This window comes from Actinoplanes couchii (genome assembly GCF_016862075.1).
GTDB lineage: Bacteria > Actinomycetota > Actinomycetes > Mycobacteriales > Micromonosporaceae > Actinoplanes > Actinoplanes couchii.
Window position 1 is genome coordinate 97,155 of record NZ_BOMG01000027.1, and the last position, 22,713, is coordinate 119,867.

Annotated in this window: 23 protein-coding genes; 2 read left to right on the forward strand and 21 right to left on the reverse strand. The window is 69.6% G+C overall.

All coding sequences use genetic code 11. From position 1 onward, the window contains the following. Window positions 1–90: 90 nt before the first annotated feature. The 13 genes from metK to pyrR form a co-directional block, all read right to left on the reverse strand. Window positions 91–1,281 (reverse strand): methionine adenosyltransferase, encoded by a 1,191-nt coding sequence (gene metK, locus Aco03nite_RS08355; RefSeq protein WP_203794197.1) that lies wholly within the window; start codon window positions 1,279–1,281, stop codon window positions 91–93. Between the two features lie 66 nt (window positions 1,282–1,347). Next, on the reverse strand, window positions 1,348–2,544 hold the full coding sequence (gene coaBC, locus Aco03nite_RS08360) for a bifunctional phosphopantothenoylcysteine decarboxylase/phosphopantothenate--cysteine ligase CoaBC (RefSeq protein WP_203794198.1): 1,197 nt from the start codon (window positions 2,542–2,544) through the stop codon (window positions 1,348–1,350). 179 nt (window positions 2,545–2,723) lie between these two features. Then, window positions 2,724–2,987 (reverse strand): DNA-directed RNA polymerase subunit omega, encoded by a 264-nt coding sequence (rpoZ, locus tag Aco03nite_RS08365; protein ID WP_015623990.1) that lies wholly within the window; start codon window positions 2,985–2,987, stop codon window positions 2,724–2,726. A gap of 28 nt (window positions 2,988–3,015) precedes the next feature. Continuing rightward, window positions 3,016–3,603: a guanylate kinase gene (gene gmk / locus Aco03nite_RS08370; RefSeq protein WP_203794199.1), complete on the reverse strand. Its 588-nt coding sequence runs from the start codon at window positions 3,601–3,603 to the stop codon at window positions 3,016–3,018. Window positions 3,604–3,635: 32 nt separating this feature from the next. Then, a complete protein-coding gene (gene mihF / locus Aco03nite_RS08375; protein ID WP_043528493.1) occupies window positions 3,636–3,953 on the reverse strand; it encodes an integration host factor, actinobacterial type in 318 nt (105 codons plus the stop codon). Window positions 3,954–4,137: 184 nt separating this feature from the next. Then, entirely contained in the window at window positions 4,138–4,968 is an 831-nt protein-coding gene (gene pyrF, locus Aco03nite_RS08380; protein ID WP_203794200.1) for an orotidine-5'-phosphate decarboxylase, read from the reverse strand. Window positions 4,969–4,988: 20 nt separating this feature from the next. Continuing rightward, window positions 4,989–6,266 carry an adenosylmethionine--8-amino-7-oxononanoate transaminase gene (locus Aco03nite_RS08385; RefSeq protein ID WP_203794201.1) on the reverse strand — a complete coding sequence of 426 codons (1,278 nt, stop codon included), beginning with the start codon at window positions 6,264–6,266 and terminating at the stop codon, window positions 4,989–4,991. Further along, window positions 6,263–7,291 carry a quinone-dependent dihydroorotate dehydrogenase gene (locus Aco03nite_RS08390; protein WP_203794202.1) on the reverse strand — a complete coding sequence of 343 codons (1,029 nt, stop codon included), beginning with the start codon at window positions 7,289–7,291 and terminating at the stop codon, window positions 6,263–6,265. Before Aco03nite_RS08390 ends, Aco03nite_RS08385 begins: the two co-directional genes overlap by 4 nt. Continuing rightward, window positions 7,291–10,605: a carbamoyl-phosphate synthase large subunit gene (gene carB / locus Aco03nite_RS08395; protein ID WP_203794203.1), complete on the reverse strand. Its 3,315-nt coding sequence runs from the start codon at window positions 10,603–10,605 to the stop codon at window positions 7,291–7,293. Before carB ends, Aco03nite_RS08390 begins: the two co-directional genes overlap by 1 nt. Window positions 10,606–10,610: 5 nt before the next feature. Next, the gene (gene carA, locus Aco03nite_RS08400) at window positions 10,611–11,717 is read right to left on the reverse strand and encodes a glutamine-hydrolyzing carbamoyl-phosphate synthase small subunit (protein ID WP_203794204.1); all 1,107 of its coding nucleotides are present in this window, start codon (window positions 11,715–11,717) and stop codon (window positions 10,611–10,613) included. Further along, window positions 11,714–12,982 (reverse strand): dihydroorotase, encoded by a 1,269-nt coding sequence (locus Aco03nite_RS08405; RefSeq protein ID WP_203794205.1) that lies wholly within the window; start codon window positions 12,980–12,982, stop codon window positions 11,714–11,716. Before Aco03nite_RS08405 ends, carA begins: the two co-directional genes overlap by 4 nt. Beyond that, window positions 12,979–13,887 carry an aspartate carbamoyltransferase catalytic subunit gene (locus Aco03nite_RS08410; protein ID WP_203794206.1) on the reverse strand — a complete coding sequence of 303 codons (909 nt, stop codon included), beginning with the start codon at window positions 13,885–13,887 and terminating at the stop codon, window positions 12,979–12,981. The genes Aco03nite_RS08405 and Aco03nite_RS08410 overlap by 4 nt, the downstream gene beginning before the upstream one ends. After that, window positions 13,884–14,444, reverse strand: coding sequence for a bifunctional pyr operon transcriptional regulator/uracil phosphoribosyltransferase PyrR (pyrR, locus tag Aco03nite_RS08415; RefSeq protein ID WP_203794207.1), 561 nt, complete (start codon window positions 14,442–14,444; stop codon window positions 13,884–13,886). The genes Aco03nite_RS08410 and pyrR overlap by 4 nt, the downstream gene beginning before the upstream one ends. Window positions 14,445–14,753: 309 nt before the next feature. Between pyrR and bldD the strand changes: the two genes are divergently transcribed. Beyond that, window positions 14,754–15,242 carry a transcriptional regulator BldD gene (gene bldD, locus Aco03nite_RS08420; RefSeq protein WP_014446326.1) on the forward strand — a complete coding sequence of 163 codons (489 nt, stop codon included), beginning with the start codon at window positions 14,754–14,756 and terminating at the stop codon, window positions 15,240–15,242. 169 nt (window positions 15,243–15,411) lie between these two features. On the opposite strand, the gene nusB is transcribed toward bldD, so the two are convergent. From nusB to aroB, 4 genes are all read right to left on the reverse strand, one after another. After that, window positions 15,412–15,846, reverse strand: coding sequence for a transcription antitermination factor NusB (gene nusB / locus Aco03nite_RS08425; protein WP_203794208.1), 435 nt, complete (start codon window positions 15,844–15,846; stop codon window positions 15,412–15,414). Further along, window positions 15,846–16,403 carry an elongation factor P gene (efp, locus tag Aco03nite_RS08430; protein WP_203794209.1) on the reverse strand — a complete coding sequence of 186 codons (558 nt, stop codon included), beginning with the start codon at window positions 16,401–16,403 and terminating at the stop codon, window positions 15,846–15,848. Before efp ends, nusB begins: the two co-directional genes overlap by 1 nt. Before the next feature lie 75 nt (window positions 16,404–16,478). Further along, a complete protein-coding gene (gene aroQ, locus Aco03nite_RS08435; protein ID WP_203794210.1) occupies window positions 16,479–16,898 on the reverse strand; it encodes a type II 3-dehydroquinate dehydratase in 420 nt (139 codons plus the stop codon). Continuing rightward, entirely contained in the window at window positions 16,895–17,959 is a 1,065-nt protein-coding gene (aroB, locus tag Aco03nite_RS08440) for a 3-dehydroquinate synthase (protein WP_203794211.1), read from the reverse strand. The genes aroQ and aroB overlap by 4 nt, the downstream gene beginning before the upstream one ends. An 80-nt stretch (window positions 17,960–18,039) precedes the next feature. On the opposite strand from aroB, the gene Aco03nite_RS08445 reads away from it, so the two are divergent. Next, on the forward strand, window positions 18,040–18,756 hold the full coding sequence (locus Aco03nite_RS08445; protein ID WP_203794212.1) for a Clp protease N-terminal domain-containing protein: 717 nt from the start codon (window positions 18,040–18,042) through the stop codon (window positions 18,754–18,756). A 38-nt stretch (window positions 18,757–18,794) separates the two neighbouring features. Here Aco03nite_RS08445 and Aco03nite_RS08450 read toward each other — a convergent pair whose 3' ends face one another. The 4 genes from Aco03nite_RS08450 to mltG form a co-directional block, all read right to left on the reverse strand. After that, complete coding sequence (locus Aco03nite_RS08450; RefSeq protein WP_203794213.1) at window positions 18,795–19,298, reverse strand: shikimate kinase; 504 nt, start codon at window positions 19,296–19,298, stop codon at window positions 18,795–18,797. Beyond that, complete coding sequence (gene aroC / locus Aco03nite_RS08455) at window positions 19,298–20,476, reverse strand: chorismate synthase (protein ID WP_203794214.1); 1,179 nt, start codon at window positions 20,474–20,476, stop codon at window positions 19,298–19,300. Before aroC ends, Aco03nite_RS08450 begins: the two co-directional genes overlap by 1 nt. 80 nt (window positions 20,477–20,556) lie before the next feature. Next, window positions 20,557–21,420, reverse strand: a complete 864-nt coding sequence (locus Aco03nite_RS08460) for a shikimate dehydrogenase (protein WP_203794319.1) — start codon at window positions 21,418–21,420, stop codon at window positions 20,557–20,559. 77 nt (window positions 21,421–21,497) lie between these two features. Continuing rightward, a complete protein-coding gene (gene mltG, locus Aco03nite_RS08465) occupies window positions 21,498–22,682 on the reverse strand; it encodes an endolytic transglycosylase MltG (protein WP_203794215.1) in 1,185 nt (394 codons plus the stop codon). Window positions 22,683–22,713 lie beyond the last annotated feature (31 nt).

The following is a 22,713-nucleotide window of genomic DNA, read 5'->3' on the forward strand; positions in this document are numbered from 1 at the left end:
GATCAAGCAGGTAACAAAAGTTCGAGCCGGAGATGAAGGACAGCCGGCGACCCCGCGACGGGGTGCCGGCTGTTCGACTCGACAGAAAGCTCAGGAAGCGGCGTTCTTCAGGTCCTGGGCGCGGTCGGTGCTCTCCCACTTGAGGTCGGGGAGGTCCCGGCCGAAGTGACCGTAAGCGGCGGTCTGCTGGTAGATCGGGCGCAGCAGGTCCAGGTCGCGGATGATCGCGGCGGGACGCAGATCGAAGACGTCCTTGATGGCCTTCTCGATCCGCTCGACCGGCACGTTCTCGGTGCCGAAGGTCTCCACGAACAGGCTGACCGGGTGGGCCTTGCCGATCGCGTAGGCGACCTGGACCTCGCACCGCTCGGCGAGACCGGCGGCCACCACGTTCTTCGCCACCCAGCGGGTCGCGTACGCCGCGGAGCGGTCCACCTTCGACGGGTCCTTGCCGGAGAACGCGCCGCCACCGTGCCGGGCGTAACCACCGTAGGTGTCCACGATGATCTTGCGACCGGTCAGGCCGGCGTCACCCATCGGGCCGCCGATCTCGAACCGGCCGGTCGGGTTGACCAGCAGCCGGTAGCCCTCGGTCTCGATGCCGAGGCCCTCCAGCTCGGGCGCGATCACGTGGTCCCGGATGTCCGGCGTGAGCAGCGACTCCAGGGAGATGTCCGCGGCGTGCTGGGTCGACACCACGACGGTGTCGAGGCGGACGGGGCGCAGACCGTCGTACTCGATGGTGACCTGGGTCTTGCCGTCCGGCCGCAGGTAGGGGATCGTGCCGTCCTTGCGCGCGGCGGACAGGCGCCGGGCCAGGCGGTGCGCGAGGGCGATCGGCAGCGGCATCAGCTCGGGCGTCTCCGAGCAGGCGAAGCCGAACATCATGCCCTGGTCTCCGGCGCCCTGGGAGTCGAGCACGTGCTCGCTGTCACCGGAGCGCAGCTCGATGGCGCTGTCGACACCCTGCGCGATGTCGGGCGACTGGGAGCCGATCGAGACGCTGACGCCACAGGACGCGCCGTCGAAGCCCTTCTTCGACGAGTCGTACCCGATGTTCAGGATCGTGTCGCGCACGATCTTGGGGATGTCGGCGTAGGCCTGCGTGGTGACCTCACCCGCCACGTGCACCTGGCCGGTGGTGATCAGGGTCTCCACCGCGACGCGGCTGCGCGGGTCCTGGGCGAGCAGGGCGTCGAGAATCCCGTCGCTGATCTGGTCAGCGATCTTGTCCGGGTGGCCTTCCGTGACCGACTCGGAGGTGAACAGGCGGCGTGCCACGGTGCTCCTCAGATTTGTCGAATACAACGTAACGCGGAAGTCTAGCCAGGGCGGCTGGTCAACGGCCTACCTGGGCTTCAGGCGGCTCACCACCTGGTCGAAAATCATATCGGCCACATCGTCTTTGGGGAGTTCCCCATGAGTGGCGGTGAGACCGTCCGACCCCAGGATGGTAACGGTGTTCCGGTCCTGCCCGAACACCTTGTCAACCCCGACTTCATTGATGACTATCAGGTCCGCTCGTTTCCGGACCAGCTTGCCGCGGGCGTTCTCCAGCGCGTCGTGGGTCTCCGCGGCGAACGCGACGAGCACCTGGCCGGGGCGCTTGGCCGCACCCAGTTCGGCCGCGATGTCCGGGTTCGTCACCAGGGCGATCGGGGCGGGCGTACCGTCGTCGGACTTCTTGATCTTCTGCTCGGCGACCGACGCGGGCCGGAAGTCGGCGGGCGCGGCGGCCATCACGACGACGTCCGCCGCAGCCGCCGCGGTGACGGTGGCCACCCGCAGCTCCTCGGTGGTGCCGACCCGGACGAGATCCACCCCGGCGGGGTCGGGCAGCGACACGTTCGCCGAGACGAGAGTCACCCTGGCGCCGCGGGCGACGGCGGCTTTCGCCAGCGCGTAACCCTGCTTGCCGGACGACCGGTTGCCCAGGAACCGCACCGGGTCCAGCGGCTCCCGCGTCCCGCCGGCGGTCACCACCACGTGCCGGCCCTCGAGATCGAGATCAAGACCCCGCTTGAGTACGCGGACCGCGGTCTCGAAGATCGCCGCCGGGTCCGGGAGCCGCCCCTTGCCGGTGTCCTTGCCGGTCAGGCGCCCGACGGCGGGCTCGATCACGATCGCCCCGCGGGACCGCAGGGTGGCCACGTTGGCCCGGACGGCCGGGTTCTCCCACATCTCGGTGTGCATCGCCGGCGCGTAGACGACCGGGCAGGTGGCGGTGAGCAGCGTGTTGGTGAGCAGGTCGTCGGCGATCCCGTGGGCGGCCCGGGCCAGCAGGTCGGCGGTGGCCGGGGCGACCACGACCAGCTCGGCGGCCCGCCCGATCCGCACGTGCGGCACCTCGTGCACGTCGTCCCAGACCCCGGTGGCGACCGGCCGACCGGACAGCGCCGCCCAGGTCGGCTCACCGACGAACTCGAGCGCCGACGCGGTCGGCACCACCCGCACCCCGTGACCCGATTCGGTGAACAGCCGCAGCAGCTCACACGCCTTGTAGGCGGCGATCCCGCCCCCGACCCCCAGCACGACCTCGGTCACAGTTCCACCCACTTCATGATTCACGTCACCCCGCACCGACACGGGAGGGGTAGCACCCCTCCCCGCTCACCGTGACCTGCCGTGACGCGGGGTCCGAGGGCTCGGCCCCGGGTAGGCGAATAAACGGAGTGCCCCCGGTTCGCGCTTTCCGCGAACAGGGGGCACCTAAGTCACTTCGGTTACGGGTTGTCGGTCGCCTCTGCGGTGAGCAGACCGGCGTTGATCTCGCGCATCGCGATCGACAGCGGCTTCTCCTGCGGCGTGGTCTCCACGAGGGGACCGACGTACTCCAGCAGACCCTCACCGAGCTGGCTGTAGTAGGCGTTGACCTGGCGGGCGCGCTTGGCCGCGAAGATCACCAGCGAGTACTTCGACGAGGTCTTGTCGAGCAGCTCGTCGATCGGCGGGTTGGTGATGCCTTCGGGGTTCGCGATGGTTCCCACTGTGGTGAAGTCCTTAATCCTCGGAATATCAATGCTCGTGTGCGAGGTGTAACGAACCGAGCAATCCTACCAGCTCATCCGCTGCACGCTCGACGAAGTCGTTGACGACGGTGTGGTCGAACTCGGATTCCGCGGCGAGTTCCTCGTCCGCGTGAGCCAGACGGCGCTTGATCGTCTCCTCGTCGTCGGTCCCCCGGCCGATGAGGCGCCGCTGCAGCTCCTCGACGCTCGGCGGGGCCAGGAAGACCAGCTGGGCTTCCTTCATGGCGGCACGGACCTGCCGGGCGCCCTGTAGGTCGATCTTCAACAAAACAGGCCGGCCCTGTCGGAGCCAGCCCTCGACCTGCGCGCGGGGTGTGCCGTAGAGGTTGCCCGCGAATTCCGCCCACTCCAGGAGCTGATCACCGTCGACCAGGCGCTGGAACTCGGACCTGCTTACGAAGTGGTAGTGCTCGCCGTCGGTCTCGTAGTCGCGCATCTTGCGTGTCGTCACCGACACCGAGAGTTTGATCCACGGCGAGCGCGCCCGGATCAGCTCGATCACACTGTCCTTCCCGACCCCGGAGGGGCCGGAGAGAACAGTGAGGCGGGCTGCCGGGCGCGCGTCGTCATCCATGCTCACGGCTCATTCCTACACGAGCCGATGAGTCAGTTCGCAGCGAACTCCCCCAGGAGGGCCTTGCGCTGCTGGTCGCCGAGACCCCGGAGCCGGCGGCTCTCGGCGATCTTCAGCTTCTCCATGATCTGCGTCGCGCGGATCTTGCCGATGCCCGGCAGTGCCTGAAGCACAGCCGAAACCTTCAGCTTGCCGACGACCTCGTCGCCTTCCGCGCGCTCGAGCACGGCGGCGAGGGTGGTCTTGCCGGACTTGAGCTGTTCCTTCAGCTCAGCCCGAGCCTTGCGAACTTCCGCGGCCTTCTCCAGCGCAGCCTGACGCTGTTCGGGGCTCAATGACGGGAGCGGCACCAGTTCTCCTCAGGTCCCTGAGCGGCGGTAGTTCAATACCGGCGCTTCTGTGAAACGTGGTGTGCCAGGGAACCAAAGGGGCATGTGGTTCCCTAGCGCCGGGAAAACTAGCGGTCAAAACCGCTTTCGGCAACGTGGGGGTACCCCGGAAACGCCTGATCGGAACCCTGCTATGCAGGCCGTTTCACCCGAGCGCGGTCCGGACGCCGTCCAGAACGCGCTCCGTCGCGGCCCGCAAATCGGCGATCGACGGCCCGGCGGACAGAACTTCGCGTGAGTACGACGGCAACACGTTGTGAAGGCTCTCACCGAAGACCGCGCGCAGGTCATCAGGGGTTCCGCCCTGGGCTCCGAGGCCCGGCGCGAGCAGCGGCCCGTTGACCGCGGAGAGGTCGTGGCCGGTCTCGCCGATCGTCGCGCCGACGACGAGCCCGAGACTTCCGAGCGGCCGCGCACCCGCGTTGACCTGGGAAATCTCATCGATCACGGTTTGCGCGACGGTCCTGCCCCCGGCGCCGACGGCGTGCTGGACGGCCGGCCCCTCGGGGTTCGAGGTGAGCGCCAACACGAAGACACCACCCCCGTGAGCGGCCGCGGATTCGAACGCCGGGGCCAGCGAACCGACTCCGAGATAGGGACTCACCGTAATCGCGTCACTACAGAGAGTGCTGGCCGGATTCAGATACGCGTCGGCGTACGCGGCCATCGTCGAGCCGATGTCGCCGCGCTTCACGTCCAACAGGACAAGAGCGCCGGCCTCTTTGGACTGTCGGATAGTTGACTCTAGAACCGCGACGCCGCGTGACCCAAATCTCTCAAAAAAAGCTGACTGCGGCTTCAGAACAGCTACCCGATCGGCCACCGCTTCGACGACCGTACGGGCGAAGCGTTCCAGGCCGGAGACATCGTCCGGAAGGCCCCAGCGGGACAGCAGAGCGGCGTGCGGATCGATGCCGACGCAGAGGGGACCACGCTCCGCTACCGCCGCATGGAGTCGTTCACCGAAGGTTTCCATCAACAATTCCCACTTTCGAGTCAGCCGGCAGCCACCGCGGCGGCGATTCCGGCGGCGATTCGGGCCACGTCCGCCTCCTCGGTGACGAACGGCGGCATGGTGTAGATCAGGTCCCGGAACGGCCGCAGCCACACGCCCTCGGCGACGGCCGCGGCGGTCGCCCGGGGGATGTCCACGTCGTGATCGAGCTGAACGACGCCGATAGCGCCCAGGACCCGCACGTCGGCGACCCCCGGCGCCCCGCGAAGCGGCTCCAGACCGTCCCTGAGGCCTTTTTCGATCTTTCGTACGGGTTGGACCCAGCTCTCCCCCCGCAACAGCCGCAGAGAGGCTCCGGCGACCGCGCAGGCGAGCGGATTGCCCATGAAGGTCGGCCCGTGCGCGAGCCCGCCGCCCTCCCCCGCCGAGATCGCCTCGGCCACCGCGGCGGTGCACAGGGTGGCGGCCAGGGTCAGGTATCCCCCGGTGAGGGCCTTGCCCAGGCACATGATGTCCGGGCTGACACCCGCGTGATCGGCGCCGAAGAACCGCCCGGTCCGGCCGAAACCGGTGGCGATCTCGTCGAAGATCAGGAAGATCCCGTGCGCGGCGGTCGCCTCCCGCAGCACCCGCAGGTACTCCGGATGGTGGAACCGCATCCCGCCGGCGCCCTGCACGACCGGTTCGACGATCACCGCGGCGATCTCGTCCGCGTGCCGCTCGATCATGGTGACCAGCTCGGCGGCGTAGGCCTCGTCGAACTCGGCGGGCGGCGGGCCGGCGAAGACCTGGGCGGTCAGCACCCCGGTCCAGAGCGAGTGCATGCCGCCGACCGGGTCGCAGACGCTCATCGGGTGGAAGGTGTCACCGTGGTAACCGCCGCGCCAGGTGGCCAGCCGCTGCCGGCCCGGCCGCCCGAGAGCGCGCTGGGCCTGCAGGGCCATCTTGATCGCCACCTCGACCCCGACCGAGCCGGAGTCGCAGAGGAAGACATGCTCCAGGCCGGCCGGGGTGATCTCGACGAGTTCGGTGGCCAGGGCGATGGCCGGCTCGTGGGTGAGCCCGCCGAACATCACGTGGCTCATCCGGCCGGCCTGCTCGGCCAGGGCCGCGTCCAGCACCGGGTTGCGGTACCCGTGGATCGCGGCCCACCACGACGACATCCCGTCGACCAGCTCCCGGCCGTCGGCCAGCCGCAGCCGGACGCCCTCGGCGCTCTCCACCAGGTAGGGGTCGCTGCGCCCGGGCATCGGGCCGTACGGGTGCCAGACGTGCGCCCGGTCGAGTGCGATCAGTTCGTCGCGCCCGGCCGGGCTCATCGTGCGGCGGACACCCGGGACGGGCGGGCCCCCCGGGCGACTTCGAGCACCAGGTCCGGGCCCCGGTAGATGAACCCGGAGTAGAGCTGCACCAGCGCCGCCCCGGCGTCCAGCATGCGGGCGGCGTCGTCGGCCGACATGATCCCGCCCACCCCGATGATCGGCAGCTTCCCGCCGGTCTCGGTGTGCACGAACCGGACCACCTCGCGGGCCTTGGCGGTCAGCGGGGCGCCGGACAGGCCGCCCGCCTCGCTCGCCAGGTGCTGGTCCTCAGGAGCGAGGCCGTCCCGGGACAGCGTGGTGTTGGTCGCGATGATCCCGGCCGCGCCGTGGTCCAGGCAGACCTCGAGAAGCTCGGCGATGGCCGGCTCGGTCAGGTCCGGGGCGATCTTGACGAGCACCGGGACCGGGCCGGCCAGCGCCTTCAGCAGCCCGGCGATCGCGTCCTTGTCCTGCAACGTACGCAGGCCGGGGGTGTTCGGTGAGGAGACGTTGACCGCGATGTAGTCGGCGTACGGGTGCAGCAGCCGGTACGAGGTCAGGTAGTCCTCGACCGCGTCCTCCAGCGGCGTGACCTTGGACTTGCCGAGCGAGATCCCCAGCGGCACGTCGAGCGGGCCCAGCTCGGCCAGCCGGTCGGCGAGGGCCGCCGCGCCGGCGTTGTTGAAGCCCATCCGGTTGACGATGCCCTCGCTGGCCTTGGCCCGGAACAGGCGCGGCTTGTCGTTGCCCGGCTGCGGTTTCGCGGTGACCGTGCCGACCTCGACGAAGCCGAACCCGAGCGCCGGCCAGGCCCGCAGCGCGAGCCCGTTCTTGTCGACGCCGGCGGCCAGGCCGACCCGGTTCGGGAACCGGACGCCGAAGACCTCGACCGGGTTGGCGAACGTGTACCAGCGGCGCATCGCGGCCAGCGCCGGAGCGGGCAGCTTCGCCAGCTGGTTGAGGGTCCACTCGTGGGCGTGCTCGGCGTCCCCGCCGCCCAGCCGGAACAGTGCCGGCCGGGCGACGCTGGTGAAGAGACCCATTACGAGCTCCGGAGCATCTTGTGCAGCTCCTGCAGCGGCCGGACGCTCATGTCACCGGCGCGCAGGGCCTCGATGCCCATCACCGCGGCGGCCGCGCCGGGCACCGTGGTGATGCTCGGCACGTCGGCGGTGACCGCGGCGCTGCGGATCTCGTACCCGTCCCGGCGGGCGCTCGCGCCGGACCCCTGCGGGGTGTTGATGATCAGCGAGATCTCGCCGGCCAGGATCAACTCGACCGCGTTCTTCGTCGACGGGTCCTCGTAGTGCTTGGGGACGATCTCGCAGTCGATGCCGTACCGCCGCAGCACCTCACCGGTCCCGGCCGTGGTGACGATGCCGAAGCCCAGGTCGGCGAGCCGCTTCACCGGGAAGATCATCGAGCGCTTGTCCCGGTTCGCGACCGAGACGAACACCTTGCCGGACGTCGGCAGCGATCCGTACGCGGCGGCCTGCGACTTGGCGAACGCGTGACCGAAGCCGGCGTCGATGCCCATCACCTCGCCCGTCGACTTCATCTCCGGGCTGAGCAGGCTGTCCACGTTCTTGCCGGAGAGGGTGCGGAACCGCTTGAACGGCAGCACCGCCTCCTTGATGGCGATCGGCGCACCGGCCGGGACGGTGCCGCCGTCACCGGTGGGCAGCAGCATGCCCTCCGCGCGCAGCTCGGCGATGGTGGCGCCGAGCATGATCCGGGCGGCCGCCTTGGCCAGCGGGACCGCGGTCGCCTTGGAGACGAACGGCACGGTCCGGGAGGCGCGCGGGTTGGCCTCCAGCACGTAGAGGGTCTCGTCCTTGAGCGCGTACTGCACGTTCATCAGGCCGCGCACGCCGATGCCCCGGGCGAGGGACTCGGTGTAGCGGCGGACCTCGGCGATGTGCGAGGCGGCCAGGGTGATCGGCGGCAGCGAGCAGGCCGAATCGCCGGAGTGGATGCCGGCCTCCTCGATGTGCTCCATCACGCCGCCCAGGTAGACCTCGCCGGTGGCGTCGCAGAGCGCGTCCACGTCGATCTCGATGGCGTCGTCGAGGAACCGGTCGACGAGCACCGGGTGGTCCGGGGAGATCTCGGTGGCCCGCTCGATGTAACCCTGCAGGGTCGGCTCGTCGTAGACGATCTCCATACCCCGGCCACCCAGCACGTACGACGGCCGGACCAGCACCGGGTAGCCGATCGTGTCGGCGATCGCCTTGGCCTCGGGGAAGCTGGTGGCGGTGCCGTGGTCCGGCGAGCGCAGATCGTTGTCGGACAGCAGCGTGCCGAACAGGCCACGGTCCTCGGCCAGGTCGATCGACTCGGGGCTGGTGCCGACGATCGGGACGCCGGCGGCCTTGAGCCGGTTCGCCAGGCCGAGCGGGGTCTGCCCGCCGAGCTGGACGATCACGCCGACGACACCGGGACCACCGGCGGCCTTACCGGAACTGTCCTCGGCGTGGACCACCTCGAGGACGTCCTCGAAGGTCAGCGGTTCGAAGTAGAGCCGGTCGGCGGTGTCGTAGTCGGTGGACACCGTCTCCGGGTTGCAGTTCACCATCACGGTCTCGAAGTCGACACCCCGCAGCGCCTGTACGGCGTGGACACAGGAGTAGTCGAACTCGATGCCCTGGCCGATCCGGTTCGGACCGGAACCCAGGATGATCACCTTCGGACGGTCGCTCGGGACGACCTCGGTCTCCTCGTCGTACGACGAATAGTGGTAGGGGGTGTTCGCCTCGAACTCGGCCGCACAGGTGTCGACGGTCTTGTAGACCGGCCGCAGCCCGAGCCGGTGACGCAGGGCGCGGACCCCGTCCTCCCCGGCGAACTCCGGCCGCAGCCCGGCGATCTGCTTGTCGGACAGCCCCGCGCGCTTGGCCCGGCGCAGCAGCTCCTCGTCGAGGACCGGCGCGGCCAGGATCTCCTCGCGCAGGTCGACCAGGGCCTTGATCTCGTCCAGGAACCAGGGGTCGATCCGGCCGGACGCCTCGTGCACCTGCTCGACGGTGGCGCCCAGGCGCAGCGCCTTCTCCACGGTGTAGAGACGGCCGTCGTGCGGCGTCCGCAGCGCCTCCAGCAGCTCCGGAAGATCGTCCGACAGGTTCGGCCCGGTCCAGAAGCCGGCGAAGGAGGTCTCCATCGAGCGCATCGCCTTGTTCAGCGCCTCGCTGAAGTTGCGGCCCAGGCTCATCGCCTCGCCGACCGACTTCATCGTGGTGGTGAGTTCCTTGTCGGCGCCGGGGAACTTCTCGAACGCGAACCGCGGGATCTTGACGACCACGTAGTCCAGCGCCGGCTCGAAGGCGGCGGGCGTCTTGAGCGTGATGTCGTTCGGGATCTCGTCCAGGGTGTAGCCGATGGCCAGCTTCGCCGCGATCTTGGCGATCGGGAAGCCGGTCGCCTTCGACGCCAGTGCCGACGAGCGGGACACCCGCGGGTTCATCTCGATCACGATCATCCGGCCGTCGTCCGGGTTGATCGCGAACTGGATGTTGCAGCCGCCGGTGTCCACGCCGACCTCACGCAGCACCGCGATGCCCAGGTCGCGCAGCTTCTGGTACTCCCGGTCGGTGAGCGTCATGGCCGGGGCCACGGTCACGCTGTCGCCGGTGTGCACGCCCATCGGGTCGATGTTCTCGATCGAGCAGACGACCACGACGTTGTCGTGCTTGTCGCGCATCAGCTCGAGCTCGTACTCCTTCCAGCCGAGCACGCTCTCCTCGATGAGCACCTCGGTCACCGGGGACGCGGCCAGGCCGGCGCCGGCGATCCGCTCCAGGTCCTCGGGGCTGTGCGCCATGCCGGAACCCAGGCCGCCCATGGTGAACGACGGCCGGATCACGACCGGCAGGCCAATCTCGGCGACGGTGTCCCGGACCTCGTCCATCGAGTGGCAGACCCGCGAGCGCGGGGTCTCGCCACCGGCGAGCGCCACGATGTCCTTGAAGAGCTGCCGGTCCTCACCCTTGCGGATGGCGTCCACGTTGGCGCCGATCAGCTCGACGCCGTACTTCTCCAGGACGCCCGCCTCGTGCAGGGCGATCGCGGTGTTCAGCGCGGTCTGGCCGCCCAGGGTCGGCAGGATCGCGTCCGGCCGCTCCTTGGCGATGACCAGCTCGACGAACTCCGGCGTGATCGGCTCGACGTAGGTGGCGTCGGCGAACTCCGGGTCGGTCATGATCGTGGCCGGGTTGGAGTTGACCAGCGAGACCCGGATGCCCTCGGCCCGCAGCACCTGGCAGGCCTGGGTGCCGGAGTAGTCGAACTCGCAGGCCTGGCCGATGACGATCGGGCCGGACCCGATCACCATCACATGTTTGATGTCCTCGCGCTTCGGCACTGAACTCAGCCCTTCTTCTCGACGAGCTCGACGAAGCGGTCGAACAGGTAGTCGGCGTCGTGCGGGCCGGCGGCGGCCTCGGGGTGGTACTGGACGGTGAAAGCCGGGACCTCCAGGCCCCGCAGGCCCTCGACCACGTTGTCGTTGAGGCAGACGTGCGAGACCTCGACCCCGCCGAACTCGGTGTCGATGCGCTCGCCGATCGGGGCGTCCACCGCGAACCCGTGGTTGTGGCTGGTCACCTCGACCTTGCCGGTGGTCCTGTCGAGCACCGGCTGGTTGATACCGCGGTGGCCGTAGCCCAGCTTGTAGGTGCCGAAGCCGAGCGCCCGCCCGAGGATCTGGCTGCCGAAGCAGATGCCGAACAGCGGCACCTCGCGGCGCATCACCTCGCGTGCCAGGGCGACCGGGCCGTCGGCGGTGGCCGGGTCACCGGGGCCGGGCGAGAAGAACACCGCGTCCGGGCCGACCGCGAGCAGGTCCTCGATGCTCGACGACGCCGGGAAGACGTGCGTGGTCACGCCCCGGGAGGCGAGCCGCCGGGAGACGTTGCGCTTGATGCCCAGGTCCAGTGCGGCGACCGTGTACCGGTGCTCGCCCTCGGCCTCGACGACGTACGGCGAGGAGGTGGTGACCTGCGCGGACAGGTCGGCGCCGAGCATCTGCGGCTGGTGCAGGATCCGCTGGCGCAGCTTCTCGGCGTCCAGGTCGAGCGAGGAGATGCCGACCCGCATCGCGCCCCGGTCCCGCAGGTGCCGGGTCAGGGCCCGGGTGTCGATGCCGCTGATGCCGACGACACCCTCGTCGGCCAGGCGGTCGCCCAGGTCGCCGGTGGAGCGCCAGTTCGACGGGCGGCGGGCCGGGTCGCGGACCACGTAGCCGGAGACCCAGATCCGGTCCGACTCGTCGTCCTCGGCGTTGACGCCGGTGTTGCCGATCTGCGGCGCGGTCTGCACCACGACCTGCTTGTGGAACGACGGGTCGGTCAGCGTCTCCTGGTAGCCGGTCATGCCGGTGGTGAACACCGCCTCACCGAACGTCTCACCGACGGCGCCGTAGGAGGTGCCGTGGAACGTGCGACCGTCCTCCAGCACGAGGATCGCCTTGGTCACTTGACTGCCTTTCCGTCCAGAACCGTGGCCTCGCCCCGCAGGAAGGTCGCGACGATGCGACCGGGCAGGGTCATGCCGGCGTACGGCGTGTTGCGGCTGCGGCTGGCCAGCTCGGCCGGGTCGACGACCCGCTGCACCGAGGGATCCACCAGCGTCAGGTTGGCCGGGGTTCCGGCCTTCGTCAGGTCACCGCCGTGCCCGTCCAGCCCGGCGATGCGGGCCGGGGCGATCGACATCCGGTCGGCGATCAGGTCCCACTGCGGGCCGAAGACGCTCAGCACGATCGGCAGGGCGGTCTCCAGACCGAGCATGCCGGGGCGGGCGTACGACCACTCGCATTCCTTGTCCTGCACCGCGTGCGGGGCGTGGTCGGTGGCCACCACGTCGATGACCCCGTCGAGCAGGGCCCGGCGGAGGGCTTCGACGTCCTTGCGCGTACGCAACGGTGGGTTGACCTTGAAGACCGGGTCGTAGCCGGCCGCGAGCTCGTCGGTGAGCAGCAGATGGTGCGGGGTGACCTCGGCCGTCACGCGGACGCCGCGCGCCTTGGCCTGGCGCAGCACCTCGACCGAACCGGCGGTGGAGACGTGGCAGACGTGCAGGCGGCTGCCGACGTGCTCGGCGAGCAGCACGTCGCGGGCGATGATCGCCTCCTCGGCGACCGCGGGCCAGCCGGTCAGACCCAGGCGGGTGCTGACCTCGCCCTCGTGCATCTGCGCACCCTCGGTGAGCCGGGGCTCCTCGGCGTGCTGGGCGATGACGCCGTCGAACGCCTTCACGTACTCCAGGGCACGGCGCATCAGCTTCGGGTCGGCGACGCAGAAGCCGTCGTCGGAGAAGATCCGCACGTTGGCCGCCGAGGTGGCCATCGCGCCCAGCTCGGCCATCTGCTTGCCGGCCAGGCCGACGGTGACGGCGCCGATCGGCTGCACGTCGACCAGCCCGGCCTCCCGGCCCAGGCGCCAGACCTGCTCGACCACACCGGCGGTGTCGGCGACCGGCGAGGTGTTCGCCATCGCGCAGACCGCGGTGTAGCCGCCGAGCGCGGCGGCCCGGGATCCGGTGTCGACGGTCTCGGCGTCCTCCCGGCCCGGTTCGCGCAGGTGGGTGTGCACGTCCACCAGGCCGGGCAGGGCGACGAGGCCGGCGGCGTCGATGACCTCCGCGCCGTCGACCGGTTTGTCGGAGATGACGCCATCCGCGATATAAAGGTCCGTCGGCGAAGCACCGAGGATCGAGACGCCCTTGAGCAGGTACGCCATCACTTGCCTCCCAGCAGCAGGTAGAGGACGGCCATCCGGACACTGACGCCGTTGGCGACCTGTTCGACGATGGTGGAGCGGGGCGAGTCGGCGACCTCGGGCGCGATCTCCATCCCCCGGTTCATCGGGCCGGGGTGCATGACGATCGCGTGCTCCGGCAGCTTCCGGAGCCGGGGCACGTCGAGCCCGTAACGGCGGCTGTACTCCCGCGCCGACGGGAAGTAGGAGTCCTGCATGCGCTCGGTCTGCACGCGCAGCATCATCACCACGTCACTGTCCGGCAGGACGGCGTCCAGATCGTACGAAACCTGGGCCTTGTCGGTCAGATCCAGCGGGATCAGCGTGGGCGGGCCGACCACCGTGACCCGCGCTCCCAGCGTCGACAGCAGCAGGATGTTGGAGCGGGCGACCCGGCTGTGCAGCACGTCGCCGACGATGGCCACCTTGAGGCCGTCGAGACGACCCAGGCGGGACCGCATCGTGTACGCGTCGAGCAGAGCCTGCGTCGGGTGCTCGTGGGTGCCGTCGCCGGCGTTGACGACCGAGCCCTCGACCCAGTTCGCCAGCCGGTGCGGCGCGCCGCTGGCCGAGTGCCGGATCACCACGGCGTCGGCGCCCATCGCCTGCAGGGTCAGCGCGGTGTCCTTGAGGCTCTCGCCCTTGGAGACGCTGGAACCCTTGGCGGAGAAATTGATCACGTCGGCGGAGAGCCGCTTGGCGGCCGCCTCGAACGAGATCCGGGTGCGGGTCGAGTCCTCGTAGAAGAGGTTGACCACGGTCCGGCCGCGCAGCGCGGGCAGCTTCTTGACCTCGCGCCCGGACAGCGCCGCCATCTCGGCCGCGGTGTCCAGGATCAGGGTGGCGGTGTCCGCGTCCAGGTCGGCGGCGGAGCGCAGGTGCTTGATCAACTCAAGCCTCCGATCAGGCGTACCTCGTCGGCGCCGTCGGTCTCGGTGAGGGCCACCTTGACACTCTCGGCGAGCGCGGTGGGGATGTTCTTGCCGACGTAGTCGGCGCGGATCGGCAACTGCCGGTGACCGCGATCGACCAGCACCGCGAGCTGCACCGAGCTGGGCCGGCCGAGGTCCTTGAGCGCGTCCAGCGCGGCGCGCACCGAGCGGCCGGAGAAGAGCACGTCGTCGACGAGGATGACCCGCAGGCCGTCGATGCCGGCCGGCGGCAGCTCGGTGCGGCCGAGCGCGCGGGTGGCCTTGAGGCGCAGATCGTCGCGGTAGAGCGTGATGTCCAGGGAGCCCACCGGGACCTCGACGCCCTCGAAGGCGTGAATCCGGGCGGCCAGCCGGTGCGCGAGCGGAACACCGCGGGTGGGGATGCCGAGCAGCACGGTGCCGGTGGCGCCGGAGGTCTTCTCGAGGATCTGATGCGCGATGCGGTCGACGACCCGATGCAGGTCGGACCCTTCCAGAATGATCTTGCTGGGCGCGTCTGCGCGTGGCTGCGCCACGGCGGACCTCCTTCCCCGCCTCACGGGACGGGTCGTTAAAGGATGTCGGTCAGGCTGGGAAAACCCGGCCCGATGGCTGACGCTACGTTACCAGTGAACGCAGCGTTGACCATGGTGACGTGCCTGACTGGAGCAGACCGGACATATCACGTCTACTTGGGATACAGCCGGTGACTTTGTGGCCGAACCTCGCGACTCATCGGTAACCAACACTTGACCGGCGGTCGCAAACTCCGTACCGTCACGCAGCGTAGCGATCCGTGGGGAAAGAAGCCCCCGCGGTGCCAGCACAGTACCGGGAGTGTCCATATGCCGTCTGAGTACGCGAAGTCGCTGGGCGCTCGCCTGCGCTCCATCCGCCAGCAGCAGGGCCTGTCCCTGCAGGGCGTCGAAGAGAAGTCCAACGGCCGCTGGAAGGCGGTCGTGGTGGGCTCGTACGAGCGCGGCGACCGCGCGGTCACCGTGTCGCGTCTGGCCGAACTGGCCGACTTCTACCGTGTTCCCGTCTCGGAACTGCTGCCCGACGGCAGCGGCATCCGCCTCGAGGCCACCAACAAGATCGTCCTGGATCTCGAGAAGCTGTACGACACCACCGGCGAGGACCTCGCCTACGTGGCTCGTTACGCCCGGGCCATCCAGCAGCAGCGCGGTGACTACAACGGCCGCGTCCTGTCCATCCGGGCCGACGACCTGCGCGCCCTCGCCATCGTCTACGACATCTCGCCGTCCGGCCTCATCGAGCGCCTGACCGAGCAGGGTGTCCTGGTGGCCGACCCCCGCGCGTTTTTCGCCAGCTGATCCAGCAAGCGTTTTCCTCATCTGAGCCAGCCACTCAGCTGAACAAAATCAGCAACACCCAGTAGCGCCCCCCGTAAAGCCCGCGTCCCCACGGCGCGGGCTTTCGCATTTCCCGGATCTGGACAAGGAAAAGGCCCGGATCAGATGATCCGGGCCTTTTCGTATGAGATCAGCGTGTCGCGAAAGCCGCGATCCGGTCCAGCAGACCGTTGAGGAACCGCGGGCTGTCGTCGGTCGACATCTCCTTCGCCAGCTCGACCGCCTCGGTGATCGCCACCGGGTCGTCGACGTCGGGCTCGAAGAGCAACTCGTACACCGCGATCCGGGCCAGATTCCGGTCCACCGCCGGCATCCGGTCGATGGTCCAGCCCTCGGCGTAACTCGCGATCAGCTCGTCGATCCGGTCGAGGTGCTTGGCCACCCCGTCGATGAGTGTCTTCGAGTACTCGAGGTGCTCGGGGTGCGGCTTGGCGATCCGGTCCAGGTACGTCAACAGCACCTGGCTCGGCGGTAGATCACGCAGGTCGGCCTCGAAGAGGACGTCGAGCGCGCGCTTGCGGGCCTTGCGACGTGCGAGCCGTTCCTTCCTGGGACCTTCGGCCATCAGCTGCGGCCGAGGTAGCGGCCGTCGCGGGTGTCGACCTTGATCTTCTCACCGGTGGTGATGAAGAGCGGGACGTTGACGGTGGCGCCGGTCTCGATCGTGGCCGGCTTGGTGCCGCCGGTGGAGCGGTCGCCCTGCAGGCCCGGCTCGGTGTAGGTGACCTCGACGAAGACGCTGGTCGGCAGCTCGATGTAGAGCGGCACACCCTCGTGCAGCGCGACCGTGACCTCGGCCTCGGGGAGCAGGTAGTTCGCGTTGTCACCGACGGTGGCGCCGGGGACGTGGATCTGCTCGTAGGTGTCCAGGTCCATGAAGACGTAGTCCTCGCCGTCCTGGTACAGATACTGCATCGAGCGCTTGTCGACGGTCGCCGTCTCGACCTTGGTGCCGGCGTTGAAGGTCTTGTCGACCACCTTGCCGGACAGGACGTGCTTCAGCGTGGTGCGCACGAAGGCGGGGCCCTTACCCGGCTTCACGTGCTGGAACTCAACGACGGACCACAGCTCCTTGTCGAGGTTGAGAACCAGGCCGTTCTTAAGTTCGTTGGTGGAAGCCATGTCCTGCCTTGATCTTGACGGTTATCGGTGACCGAACCACTCTACCGGCGTGAACCCGCCGGGGGCGAATCGGGCCTACCGCGCGATGTGCTCCAGAGCAAGCCGATAACCGTCGAAACCGAGCCCGGCGATCACTCCGGTGGCGACCGCGGAGATCACCGAGTGGTGCCGGAACTCCTCCCGGGTGTGCACGTTCGAGATGTGCACCTCGACCAGCTTGCCGCGCAACATCGCGCAGGCGTCCCGGACCGCGTAGTTGTAGTGGGTCCAGGCGCCCGGATTGAGCACCACGTCGGCGCCCTCGTCGGCGGCCTGGTAGAGCCACTCCAGCATCTCGTGCTCGGCGTTGGTCTGCCGCACCTCGACGGTCACACCCAGCGACTCGCCGGCGCTTTCGCACATCTCGACCAGGTCCTGATAACTGGCCGAGCCGTAGACGCCCGGTTCACGCAGGCCCAGCCGGCCCAGGTTCGGCCCGTTCAACACGTAGATCATCGGGCCACCGCCGCGTACGCCTCGCGCAGCAGGTCCTCATCCGGGCCGGTCAGGACGCCCGGCTTCGCCAGGCCGTCCAGGACCACAAAACGCAAGGTCGCCGCCCGCGCCTTCTTGTCGACGCGCATCGCGGGCAGCAGCTCGTCAAAGGCCTGTTTGTCGTACGACGTGGGCAGGGCGAGCGTCTCCAGGATGCTCCGGTGCCGCGCCGCGGTGGCCTCGTCCAGCCGCCCGGTGAGCCGGCCCAGCTCGGCCGCGAAGATCATCCCGACCGCGACGGCGTGCCCGTGCTTCCACGAGTACCGTTCCCGTCGCTCGATCGCGTGACCCAGGGTGTGCCCGTAGTTCAGGATCTCGCGCAGCCCGGACTCCTTGAGGTCGACCCCGACCACGTCCGCCTTCACCCGGATCTTGCGCTCGATCAGCTCGCGCAGCACGTCCGAGCGCGGATCCAGAGCCCGCGCCGGATCGGCCTCGACCAGCTCGAGGATCCGCGGGTCGGCGATGAAACCGCCCTTCACCACCTCGGCCAGGCCGGCCGCCACGTCCTCGGCGGGCAGCGTGTCCAGCGCGTCCAGGTCGCAGATCACCCCGGCGGGCGGGTGGAACGCGCCGACCAGGTTCTTGCCGGCCCCGATGTTGACAGCGGTCTTCCCGCCGACCGCGGCGTCGACCATGCCGGCCACCGACGTGGACACCGGCACCCAGCGGACCCCGCGCAGCCAGGCGGCGGCCACGTAACCGGCCAGGTCGGTGGTCGCCCCGCCGCCGACACCGACGACGACATCCGTCCGGGTGAAACCGGCGGCGCCGAGCTCGTCCCAGCAGCGGGCGGCGACGTCGACCGTCTTGCCGGCCTCGGCGTCCGGCACCTCGATCGGCACCACCGTCACGGCGCCCGCCGATCTCGCCACCGCCTCGGCGCGCTCACGCAGCGTCGGCGGGTGCAGGACCGCCACCCGCGCCGCGCCGTCGATCATCGCGGGCAGTTCGCCGGCCAGCCCTCGGCCCACGACCACGTCATATGGACGGTCACCCGTCACCGGAATACGCGTCACCACGGTTGTACACCCTATGCGTACGGCCGCGGGCCTTGATGGGGTTATATACAGATGACCCCACAGGGGTTACACCTTTACGCATGCCGAAAATCAACGTGTACCTGCCGGACGATCTCGCCGAAGCCGTCCGCGACACCGGCCTGCCCGTCTCACCGATCTGCCAGCGCGCCCTGGAGCATGCGGTCCGCCGGATCACCACGATCCGCCAGGCGGCCCTCACCGACCTCGACCCCGAACGGATCGCTGAACAGTTGCCGACCTTCACCACGCGCCTGATCACCGTGATCTCGCTGGCGGCCCGCCGGGCCACCGAATCCGGAACGTCCGCCGTCACCACCGGTGACCTGCTGCACGGCGTCCTCACCGAGGGTCAGAACCTGGCGTTGCGCCTGCTCAACTCGATGGACGTGGCCCCTTCCTCGCTCATCGCCCCGGCCGTGGCCGAGCCGGCCGCCGCCGACGGCACACTGAGGTTCAGCTCTTCGGCGGCGGTCGCCCTGGAACTCACCGTCGGCGAGGCGATCGGCCTCGGTCACAACTACGTGGGCTGCGAGCATCTGCTGATCGGCCTGGCCGCCGAACCGGACGGCGCGGCCGGCGAGTTGCTGCGCTCCCGGGCCGTCGACGGCAAGGCGGCCCGGCGCACGGTGGCCGCGGCCCTGGAGGGTTACGCCCACCTCCGGGCCACCAGCCCGTCCGCCTCGCACGACGCCGCGTCCTCCCCGGCCGCCCTGCTGACCGCGGCCCTGGCCCCGCTGGTCAAGCGGATCGAGGCGATCGAGAGCCGGATCGGCTGAGGACGGCGAGCCGGGGTGCTGAGGACGGCGAGCCGGGGTCAGGGTTTCAGCAGGGCGATGACCTCGGCGGTGATCTCCGGCTCCGCGCGGCCGTCGGTGATCACCGTGTGGGTGGCCACCTCCTGGTAGAGGGGCCGGCGCTGGTCCAGCAGGTATTTCAGGGTGGCCCGCGGGTTCAGGGCCAGCAGCGGGCGGCCCGCGCCCAGGCCGACCCGTTTGATCGCGTCGGTCAGCTCCACCGAGAGGTAGACGACCGTGTGGGCGGCGAGCAGCTTCCGGGTGCCCTCGTCGAGGATCGCCCCGCCGCCCAGCGCGAGCACACCACCGAAGGTCTCCAGCGACGACGCGACGGTCTCACGTTCCATCACCCGGAACGTGTCCTCGCCCTCGTCGACGAAGATCTCCGGGATCGGCTTGCCGGCCCGCGCCTCGATGATCAGGTCGGTGTCGGCGAACGGCACGCCCAGCTCCGCCGCGACCGCCTGACCGACGGTGGTCTTGCCGGCGCCCATCACGCCGACGAAGACCGCGACCGGGGCCATCAGTGGATGATCAGGTTGTCGAGGTACGCCGCCAGGTTGCGGCGGATCTCGGCCACCGAGTCGCCACCGAACTTCTCGGTCGCGGCCTCGGCCAGCACCAGGGCGACCATCGCCTCGGCGACGACCGCGCCGGCCGGGACCGCACAGACGTCGGAACGCTGGTTGATCGCGGTGGTCGCCTCACCGGTGACGATGTCGACGGTCTGCAGCGCCCGGTTCAGCGACGAGATCGGCTTCAGCGCGGCACGCACCCGCAGCGGCTCGCCGTTGGTGATGCCACCCTCCAGCCCACCGGCCCGGTCGGTGATCCGCTTGACCCCGTCCGGCGTCGGGACGATCTCGTCGTGCGCGACCGAACCCCGCGAACGGGCCTGGGTGAAGCCGTCACCGATCTCCACACCCTTGACCGACTGGATCGACATCAGGGCGGTGGCCAGGCGGGCGTCGAGCTTGCGGTCCCACTGGACGTGCGATCCGAGACCCGGCGGCACGTGGTACGCCAGCACCTCGACGATGCCGCCGAGCGTGTCCGCGTCCTGTTTCGCGGCGTCGACCTCGGCCACCATCCGGGCACTGGCCTCCGGGTCGAGGCAGCGCAGCGGGTCCTCGTCGATGCGGTCGAAGTCGTCCGGGGTCGGGATCACGCCCGGCTTGGCGGCGACCGAGCCCAGCTCGATCACGTGCGAGACGATCTCGATGCCGAGCGCCTGCCTGATCAGCTGCTTGGCGACCACGCCGACGGCGACCCGGGCCGCGGTCTCCCGGGCACTGGCGCGCTCCAGGATCGGGCGGGCGTCGGTGTGGCCGTACTTCTGCATGCCGGCCAGGTCGGCGTGACCGGGACGCGGGCGGGTCAGCGCCGCGTTGCGGGACTGGGCGGCGAGCACCTCGGGGTCCACCGGGTCGGCCGCCATCACGGTCTCCCACTTGGGCCACTCGCTGTTGCCCACCCGGATCGCCACCGGCGAGCCCAGCGTCACCCCGTGCCGGATGCCACCGATGATCTCGAGCTCGTCCTGCTCGAACTTCATCCGGGCGCCGCGGCCGTAGCCGAGCCGTCGCCGTACCAGATCACGGGTGATGTCCGCGCTCGTCACCTCGACGCCGGCGGGCACACCCTCCAGCATGGCGACGAGCGCCGGTCCATGCGATTCCCCTGCAGTCAGCCAGCGCAACACCGCAACAGTCTGGCACGGCCACGGTACGTGACGGCGGGTGGGCGCCTCCGTCCCGCCCTGCGGACATCAGCTGCCGGTTCTCAGACCCGGCTCTTGACCGCGTCCTCCAGAGCCCGGCGCATCGCGTCCTGCGGCGCCTCGGGCAGGCCGGTGAACTGCTCGAACTGGCCGAGCGCCTGCGCCAGCAGCAGGTCCAGCCCGGAGACCACGGTGACCGCGTGCTGCAGCGCCGAGGCGGCCAGCGGGGTCGGCCACGGGTCGTAGAGGGCGTCGAAGTACACACTGCCGGGTTTCCAGGTGACCCGGCCGGCCAGGTCGTCGGCGGCACCCTTGGGCACGGTGGAGATGACCGCGTCGGCGTCGAACGCCCCGGCCGCCTCCGGCCAGGAGACACCGACCAGGTTCAGGCCGAGCGCGACCGCGACCGGGCCCAGCTCCTCGCGGGCCTCGGCCCGGCGGGTCACCACGTTGACCGCCTCGGCGCCCAGCTCGGCGGCGGCGGCCAGTGCGGCCCGCGCGGTGCCGCCACCACCCAGCACGGTGATCCGGGGCGGCGCCTCCTTGACCGCGTGCCGGCCACGGCTCAGGCCCAGGCCCGCGTCCCGCAGCACGTGCACCATGCCGGGGACGTCGGTGTTGTCCGCGTGCCACGTGCCGTCCGCCTGGCGGACCAGGGTGTTGGCGCAGCCGACCGCGATCGCCAGCGGCGAGGCCGAGGCGGCCAGTTTCAGCGCCGCCTCCTTGAGAGGCATGGTCAGCGACAGGCCGGCCCACTCCGGGCCGAGCCCGGCGACCAGATCGGGCAGCTCCGACTCGGCGCACTCGATCGAGGTGTAACTCCAGCCGTCCAGGCCGGCGGCCTGATAACCAGCGGTGTGGATGAAGGGCGAGAGCGAGTGCGCGATCGGCTTGCCGCACACCGCGGCCTTCCTCGCGGCCGGCAAAGTCTCCTCGGGCTTCTTCTGCACGCGACTCACTCTACGGGTGCACCCGTGCCCGCTGCCCTCACCCACACGCGGCGTCAGCAGTCGGACAGCGGGATCCCGTTGGCGCAGGCCTTCTTCTTGTTCTTCTCGTGTTCGCCGTCGGTGGAGGCGAACGCCGAATTGCCCTTCTTGTCGACCGCGACGAAGAACAGCCAGGACGCCGTCGGCGGTTTCATCGCGCCGGTCAGGGCGGCCTTGCCGGGGCTGTTGATCGGGCCGACCGGCAGGCCGACCACGTTCTCCGAGTTGTACGGGTTCTTCGGGTCGGTCATCTCGGCCACCGTCAGCTTGCCCGAGTGCTTGGCCTTCTTGCCGCTCAGCTCCAGCCAGTAGTTCGTGGTCACATCGAACTGCAAGGGCATCTTCTTCTTGTACGCCCGGTTGTAGGCGACCCGGGCCACCTTGGGCAGATCAGCCGGAACGCCCGCCTCGGCCTCGGCCAGTGACGCCACGATCAGGGCCTCGTACGGCGAGACGCCCAGGTTCTGCTGCACCCCGTCGGCGAACCCGATCTCGCCGGTGACGGTGAGGAAGTGCTCCACCATCGTGCGCAGCACCTGGGTGGCATTCGCCTTCGGGTCGAACTCGTACGTGTCCGGGAAGAGGAAGCCCTCCGCGGTCTTGGACACCTGCTTGCCGTCGTTGCGCTTGAACCACCAGTCCGGCACACCCAGCGCCTCGGGGTCCTTCGCGGCCTCCTGGAAATCCTTGACCGGGATGCCGGTGGCCTTGGCGAGCAGGTCGTAGGTGCCCTTGAGGGTCTTGCCCTCGGGGATGGTCACGCCCTTGCTGAGCCGGGTGTTCGGGTCGAGCAGCTGGGTGACCGCCGACGCGGCGGACATCTGGCGGCGCAGCACATACGTCCCGGACTGGATGTTCTTGCTGCGCGGCTCGGCCTCGGCGGCGTTGAGGAACGCCTTGGTGCTCTTCACCACGTCCGACTCGACCAGCTCGTTGCCGATCTCGGTCAGCGACGAGTTCTTGGCGATGGTCACCTCGACCGGGTTGCTGCCGGAGCCGTCGTAGTCGGCGGCGACGAAGAAGTCGGCCACCTTGGTGTAGCCGTAGTAGACGCCACCACCCAGCACCGCGAACAGCAGCAGGGTCAGGAACATGGCGACGGCGGACTTGCCGGCGCCCTTCCCGGACCGGCGTTTTCGGTCCGTCCCGGTCTGCTCGGCGTCCTCTTCCTCGAACGCAACGTCCAGTTCATCGATCATGTCGTCTGCCTCCGCTGCCAGTTCGGCCGAC

Coding starts and splice junctions, on each gene's coding strand:
- aroQ (WP_203794210.1), bottom strand. CDS start 16,898: ATGATCTACGTGTTGAACGGGCCGAACCTGGGCCGGCTGGGCCTGCGT.
- bldD (WP_014446326.1), top strand. CDS start 14,754: ATGCCGTCTGAGTACGCGAAGTCGCTGGGCGCTCGCCTGCGCTCCATC.
- Aco03nite_RS08450 (WP_203794213.1), bottom strand. CDS start 19,298: ATGGCCCCGGTCGCGGTCTTCGTCGGCGTGATGGGCGCCGGCAAGACC.
- gmk (WP_203794199.1), bottom strand. CDS start 3,603: ATGGATGACGACGCGCGCCCGGCAGCCCGCCTCACTGTTCTCTCCGGC.
- efp (WP_203794209.1), bottom strand. CDS start 16,403: ATGGCTTCCACCAACGAACTTAAGAACGGCCTGGTTCTCAACCTCGAC.
- pyrF (WP_203794200.1), bottom strand. CDS start 4,968: ATGGAAACCTTCGGTGAACGACTCCATGCGGCGGTAGCGGAGCGTGGT.
- Aco03nite_RS08385 (WP_203794201.1), bottom strand. CDS start 6,266: ATGAGCCCGGCCGGGCGCGACGAACTGATCGCACTCGACCGGGCGCAC.
- Aco03nite_RS08445 (WP_203794212.1), top strand. CDS start 18,040: ATGCCGAAAATCAACGTGTACCTGCCGGACGATCTCGCCGAAGCCGTC.
- nusB (WP_203794208.1), bottom strand. CDS start 15,846: ATGGCCGAAGGTCCCAGGAAGGAACGGCTCGCACGTCGCAAGGCCCGC.
- mltG (WP_203794215.1), bottom strand. CDS start 22,682: ATGATCGATGAACTGGACGTTGCGTTCGAGGAAGAGGACGCCGAGCAG.
- Aco03nite_RS08390 (WP_203794202.1), bottom strand. CDS start 7,291: ATGGGTCTCTTCACCAGCGTCGCCCGGCCGGCACTGTTCCGGCTGGGC.